This window comes from Streptomyces tendae, from assembly GCF_014650435.1.
Taxonomy (GTDB): domain Bacteria; phylum Actinomycetota; class Actinomycetes; order Streptomycetales; family Streptomycetaceae; genus Streptomyces; species Streptomyces tendae.
In genome coordinates this window covers 1-3,513 of sequence record NZ_BMUY01000053.1, presented here as the reverse complement: position 1 = coordinate 3,513, position 3,513 = coordinate 1, and the positions used below count along the sequence as shown (strand labels likewise).

5 protein-coding genes are annotated in these 3,513 nt (G+C 67.3%); all 5 read right to left on the bottom strand.

Going from position 1 to position 3,513, the window contains the following annotated elements; translation table 11 throughout:
• Window positions 1-766, bottom strand: a 766-nt coding sequence (locus IE258_RS40390) for a helix-turn-helix domain-containing protein (protein ID WP_189750773.1), incomplete at its 3' end; no start/stop codon positions are given.
• A gap of 409 nt (window positions 767-1,175) precedes the next feature.
• Entirely contained in the window at window positions 1,176-1,616 is a 441-nt protein-coding gene (locus tag IE258_RS40385) for a DUF6221 family protein (RefSeq protein ID WP_189750772.1), read from the bottom strand.
• A gap of 336 nt (window positions 1,617-1,952) precedes the next feature.
• Complete coding sequence (locus tag IE258_RS40380) at window positions 1,953-2,387, bottom strand: hypothetical protein (protein WP_189750771.1); 435 nt, start codon at window positions 2,385-2,387, stop codon at window positions 1,953-1,955.
• Window positions 2,384-3,247, bottom strand: coding sequence for a helix-turn-helix transcriptional regulator (locus tag IE258_RS40375; RefSeq protein WP_189750770.1), 864 nt, complete (start codon window positions 3,245-3,247; stop codon window positions 2,384-2,386). Before IE258_RS40375 ends, IE258_RS40380 begins: the two co-directional genes overlap by 4 nt.
• On the bottom strand, window positions 3,244-3,513 hold a 270-nt coding region (locus IE258_RS41625; RefSeq protein ID WP_229892771.1), incomplete at its 5' end, for a hypothetical protein. The genes IE258_RS41625 and IE258_RS40375, both read right to left, overlap by 4 nt.

Genomic DNA, 3,513 nt, shown 5'->3' with positions numbered 1-3,513 from the left:
CGGCGACGTGACGGACGATCCACGCGACCCGCGGCACTGAGGCGTTGTGGAGCCACGGCACCATCTGGATCAGCTCACGGGCGAGCTGGTAGCGGCGGCCAACCTTGTTGAGCTTCCGCGGCCCGCGCTTCGACGACTTCTCGGTGGGGGACTTCCTGGTCCCGCTTGCGAGCTTGCTCTCAGAGGGAGAGTGAGTACTACCCGCAGAAGAAGTGCCGGAAGTACCCACCTGCATTGGGGTGCAACGGGTACCGGACGAAACAGGGGTGCGGCGGCGGGGGCGGCGGGTCTTCCGGGCGGCCTTCTTCGCGAGCTTCCCGATGGCCTTGCGGCCCTTCTCTGCGATGCCGACGGGACGGCGTTGCACCCCTTCGCCGACGGTGCGGATCCCGAGGGCTTCGTCGAACACGACGGGGATGGTCCGCTCGAACTCGCTGGCGCGGCCGCCGACTCCGGCGATGCGGGTGCCCTTGCTGCGGTAGACGAGGAGGCCGGTCTCGCGGAGCATCCGCAGGTGGTACTTCACGGACCGCGGGGACAGCTTCACCTTGCGGGCGAGGTAGGCGATGGACGGCCGGCACTCCTTGAGTGCGGCGATCTCCTGGGCGACGGCGATGGTGGTGGTGTTGAGCGTCTTGGGGCCGTCGTTGTGGGGGTTGGTGTAGAGGCCGCTGCCGTGGATCCAGTGGACGGCTTGCATCCAGGAGTAGGGGTCGGTGGCGATGCGGCCGGTCGTGGCGTGCAGCCACTGGCTAGCTGCGGTCACCAGGAGGTGCGCGCCACGACCGTGGGCCCCACTGTATTCGATCGTGTGTTCGATGTTGCGGGTGGTGCGGCTGTTGTTGTGTGAAGGGTTGGGGCACTGGGTGTCGTCCGTGCGGGGGGAGATTCCTCGCTTTTGGGGCGCTTGGGTAGCGCCAGGCTGACAACCAGGGTGCGCGTACGGCACTATGGACCTGCTTTCGGAATGACGAGAGGGCGCAAAGCCCCCTCGGTGGACCGGGAGTGGTTCGGGCAGAACCGGGAAGTTCGCCGATCGGGTTGGCGCCCGATGGGCCTTAGCTCGGCATTGGCGTGCTGAGCCGTGGTACGAGGGCCGCAGGGCCCGGATGGTGTTGGCGCACCAGACCGGGGAAGCGGCCAGGGCGGTCGAGGTATCTCCCGCCCGACAGTGGCTACGTCATCCGATCCCCCTCAGTGGGTGGGGTCTGCCCCTGCGCGTCAGCGAGGGATGTCTCTTCGGCCCAGCCGTAGCCCTCAGCGATGAGCTGGACCACGGGGCAGGTGTCTTCGTGCCTGAACTGCGTCCACTCGTCGAGGTAGTCCGCCTCGTCGGTGGCAGGACAGGAATGCATCTTTCCGCCGTGCAGCTTCAGCAGCTTCCGGTCGGCGGCGCAACGCCGCAGGACTGACTCGGGGTCGTTAGCGGCGATGAAGGCGATCTCGTCCTCATGCATCGCGCCGCCATCAAGATGGATAGCGCCTTCGAGACTGATAACCCCTGGACCGTAGGACTTGACCTCAATCCGTCCGCCGCCCAGCGCGCGAGCCTGCTCTTCGCGTAGAGAGATGGCGCGGTCCAACCAGGCGAGGAGGTCCCCGCCCTGGGCGGTCACGCGACTGAGGGGGTAGAAGGGACAGGGGCCGCGATCAACGGCGGTGTGATGTTCACGCCGGAACTGCGGGTCCACCTGTCTGACGGGGACAGTCCCCGGGTACTCTTAGCCATCGTCGGCACCTTCAGTAGAGGGTTGAGTGTCGACCCGACCTCGCACCCGGTGTTACCAGCACCAGGACCACTGCGGGGTCGGACCTTTTTTGTCTTGTGGCCAGCGACCGAATCTGAATGGTCGTCTGACGTGTACCACATGCTACCCGTTGAACGTCCCACCTGTCCCCGGCTCCTTCCCCGTGTCTCTAGTCCGACTTGTCACACCACACGTGACGAACCGTCAGTGCCCGCCCGGCTGCTCGACGTCCACCGGATGACCCTCCGGGGCCACCAGACGCCGCGACCGCGACACCAAACCCGCCATCGCATCGAACGCCGCCGTCCGCAACGCCTCCTGCACCCGGTCCATCTCATCCCGGTACAAGCGTGCGTTCGTCGACCGCCGGCCCGCATGCAAACCGACCGCCAGAGCCACCTGCCAGATCTCCTGCACCACCGCAGGGTCCTGGTCCGACCACATCAGCGAGGGCAGCTTGTCCGGGCGGCCCACCTGCTCGAGCATCGCCGACGCGATCAGACCCGCCAGGAACTCCCCCGACGACATCGCCCGACCCGCCAACACAGCATCCGCGGACACCACCCGGAACGCCTCCACCTCCTCCGCACTCGGACCGTCGAAGGGGGCAGGGGCATCGGTGAACGGGGTCGTGGTCATGCGGCAGCCTCCAGGCGCTTACGAGACGAAATGAACGAGACCGCCGAAGCGGCCGGATCGGGCAGCACATCATCGAAAGACAGCTGACCCGGGATCGGAGCCCTACCAGAGCGGACACCAGACGCCGCGCCCCGAACATGACGGTCATGGCGACGAATCCGTCCCCGCGGCAGCACCGGCCTGGACACCAGAACGTCACCGGACGCAGGACGGGACGGGACAGGGCCGATCAGGGAGTCGGTCCGCACCTCGCTGGGAGTGAGCAGACCCCGCTCCACCGCGGCCGCCAGTAGACCGTCGCGGCCCGCCGACTTCTCCACGCCGAGCTGGGTACGAAGCCGGGCTATCTGCCACTTCGCCGTCCGCAGATCCATCCCCGCCGCCACCGCAACATCCGACGGATCCGCGAACCGGGCCAACGCCCTGAGCACGGCCAGCTTCTGCTTCGTGCGGAGCTGCTCCACCGGCGCCGGCACCGGCCTGGCCGCCTCCACCTCCGCAAGCTGCTTCTTATACGCGACGAACGCCTTGTGCCGCTCCAACGGCGTCATCCCACCCAGCACCGAGAACGGCTCCGCGAGCTTCCCGTCCGCCGTGACGCTGGCACCGAACGCCATGCACTGCACCATCACCGGGCAACCCACACACACATCCACCGCCGCCGCCTCACGCGCCTCCCGTACCTCCCGGGCCTCGCCCCCGTCCAAGTCCGGCGCCTGCCACGCATCCACCGACACCCGGTTGTCCCCGGCAGCGACCCGCGGATTGTCGACGTCCGGGGCACACCCCCGATACCGGTAACGCGGGTGATCCGTCAGCCCACGCAAAGCCGACACCGCATCCAAACGCACCTCAGTCACCAGGAGCCTCCTTCCAAATCCACATCAGCAAGAGCGGAATCCAGAACCAGATCCGCCTGAGACAGCGCCGACTGCGCACACACCGCCGCATTCAGACGCATCGTGAAAGCCGCCAAGTCCTGCTCATGCAGACCGGCCGTCAACCGACGAGCGGCGCGCTCCGCATCCAGAGCACGCCGCAGATGAACCATCCGCCGCACCGCGCACACCGACCCCGCAAGGACAGCGAGCGACGCCACAACGGCTATACGAGATGCTGGCACCAC